Source organism: uncultured Phenylobacterium sp., from assembly GCF_902826855.1.
Classification (GTDB): Bacteria; Pseudomonadota; Alphaproteobacteria; order Caulobacterales; family Caulobacteraceae; genus Phenylobacterium.
Genome location: NZ_CADEGK010000339.1, coordinates 1 through 2,629, shown reverse-complemented (window position 1 = coordinate 2,629; position 2,629 = coordinate 1). Strand labels below are relative to the sequence as shown.

Genomic DNA, 2,629 nt, shown 5'->3' with positions numbered 1-2,629 from the left:
CCCTGCAGCTCACGCGCGCTCTCTTGCAGACCTTCGCCACGCAGATGTCGAGGAGGGCCGCCTGATGCCCGACAAAACGCGCCTCAGCTTCACGCTCAATGGCCGAACGCAGGCCGTGGTGGCCGAGCCATTCGTCTCACTCGCCGATACGCTGCGCGAAGGCCTGGGGCTCACGGGCACCAAGGTCGGCTGCGAGGCCGGCGACTGCGGCGCCTGCACCGTGCTCATGAACGGCCGGCAGGTGTGCGCCTGTCTGGTGCCGAGCGTGCAGGCCGACGGCACCGAGATCCACACCGTCGAAGGCGCCGGCCCCGACGGCGTGACCGATACGCTGCGGCGCGCCTTTCTCGCGCATGGTGCCGCCCAGTGCGGCATCTGCACGCCCGGCATGCTGATGGCTGCCACCGATCTCCTCGTGCGCACGCCTGCGCCCAGCCGCGGCGATATCGAGGATGCGCTCGGCGGCGTGCTGTGCCGCTGCACGGGCTACATCAAGATCATCGAGGCGGTGGCGGACGTCGCCGCCGGGTCGACGCTCACGGCACCCTTGGCGGACGCAGGCGCTGCCGTCGGCGCGCGCATCGCCCGCGTCGATGGCTTCCCCAAGGTTGCAGGCACCGACCGCTTCGGCGCCGACGACGCGCCCGCCGACGCCCTGTGGATGCGTATTGTGCGCTCGCCACATGCCCGCGCCCGCTTCACGCTGGGGGATCTCGACGGCCTGAAGGCGCGTGTGCGCAACATCGCGTTCATCAACGACCGCGTGGCCAATGTGCGCTTTACCCGCACGGTCCAGACCGAGACTGACCAGCAAAGCAGCGACTGGATTGCAACGGTCACCTTCCGCTACACGAACGCGCCGATGGCGGAAGGCGATCGTTACCGCAATCCGCTCGGTTTTCAGGTCGAGAATTACCGCGCCGACCCGGAGGTGGTGCGATGAAGCGGCTGCTCTCCCTTGCAGCTCTGGCCGCGGCTCTGAGCACCCCATCTTTCGCCGAGGACACGCCACGCGGCGGTCCCGCCGATGCCCGGGTCAAGTTCGTCGAATATCAGGAAACACAGGTCTACCGCATCGTTGGCACGTTCCGAACAGCGACACAGATCGTGCTCGGCGGTGACGAGACGATCGAGCATGTCGCGTTGGGCGATACGGTGTCCTGGGAGGTGGCCGTCGCAGGCCATATCCTGTTTCTGAAGCCCCGCGAGCGCGCCGGTCCGACCAACCTCATCGTTACCACCAATAAAGCCGGCGAACTGCGCAATTATGCCTTCGAACTGACCGCGCGGCGCGGTCCGATCGGCAGCGCGAGCGCCAATACCTTCTTCCAGGTTCGCTTCCGCTATCCGCGAGATGACGCAGAGCGCGAGGCCCGGCTCGCCGCAGCCCGCGAAGCACAACGGGTCGCCGCTCTCCAGGCGACGGCCGTGCGGGGCGCTCTCGACCACGGCGTGATCGAAGGTCCGCGCAACCTTAATTATAAGGTGCAAGGCGCCGCTTCGCTTCAGCCCTCCGAGATATCCGATAACGGGCAGTTCACGGTGATGCGCTTTCCGGGAAACCACGAAATCCCGGCTATCTATCTTGTACGGCCCGATGGCTCGGAAACCCTGGTGCCTTTTGACGTCCGCGACGAATTCGTCGTCGTCCATATGGTGGCTGCCCAGCTTCGATTGCGGCGCAACCGCGAGGTGCTGTGCATCTATAACCAGGCTCAGACGCCTTATGGTGTCGATCCGGGTACCAACACCGCGTCGCCTCATGTTGAACGCACCATGCAAGACCCGAAGGAGTGAGCGTCATGGACGAACCCGTAGAGGGCGTACGCCGCCCGATGGGCGATCCTACGCCGGAGCGCGATGAAATCATCGCCGAGCGCGGCATCGATCCGATCGGTGGGATGACGGTCGCCAAACGCAACACCGCGTTGATCTTCGCCGGCACTGCCATGGTGCTGGGGATCCTCTGGGTAAACTCTGGCCCCAGCGGCAAGTCGGCCAGCAGTTTGATGGCAAAGCCGGAGGCTACCGCCAAACGTCCCGACCTCGCCGCGCGCGAGACCGTCGCCTATGATGCAGTCGCCGCGCGGCCCAAGCCGCTCGGCACGGGTGTCGATCCCAACGCGCCGGCCCTCAACCCACCTGCAGGTAGCGCGACCGTCGGCCCGGATGGCCAGATCGTGCCCGCCATGCAGCCCGGCGCGGCGCCGTCAGCGGGCGCGCAGCCCGCTCGCGAGAATATCGCGGACCAGGCGCGGCGCTCGACACTGATCGCTTATGGTGGGCGCCAGCCTCTCCAGGGGTCTGTGGCCGGTCGCGCATCGGCAGGCTCTCCCCAAGCGACCCTCGGACCCGATGACGCCGATGTTGGCGCCAAGCCTAACGCACTCGATGCGCTGCGCCAGAGCTCCGCCGTCGGAGAAGCGCGAGCATCCATGCTGCCCAACCGCAACTACCTCGTGACCGCAGGCACTCTCATCCCGTGCATCCTCCAGACAGCGATGAACTCGGCCCAACCAGGATATACGTCCTGCCTCATCCCGCGCGACGTCTATTCGGAAAATGGCCGCGTTGTCCTCATGGAGAAGGGCACCAAGGTTCTTGGCGAATATCATGGCGGCATCCAGCA

Annotated in this window: 3 protein-coding genes; all 3 read left to right on the top strand. The window is 66.1% G+C overall.

The annotated features are described in order from the left end of the window. Positions 1 to 943, top strand: a 943-nt coding sequence (locus QZV94_RS24445; RefSeq protein ID WP_293682998.1) for a VirB8/TrbF family protein, incomplete at its 5' end; no start/stop codon positions are given. Further along, positions 940 to 1,797: a P-type conjugative transfer protein VirB9 gene (gene virB9 / locus QZV94_RS24440; RefSeq protein WP_293682996.1), complete on the top strand. Its 858-nt coding sequence runs from the start codon at positions 940 to 942 to the stop codon at positions 1,795 to 1,797. The genes QZV94_RS24445 and virB9, both read left to right, overlap by 4 nt. A 5-nt stretch (positions 1,798 to 1,802) precedes the next feature. Next, on the top strand, positions 1,803 to 2,629 hold an 827-nt coding region (locus tag QZV94_RS24435), incomplete at its 3' end, for a TrbI/VirB10 family protein (protein WP_293682994.1).

What these genes read in the sequence shown, in the direction of transcription:
- virB9 (WP_293682996.1), top strand. Translation starts at nt 940, where the DNA reads ATGAAGCGGCTGCTCTCCCTTGCAGCTCTGGCCGCGGCTCTGAGCACC.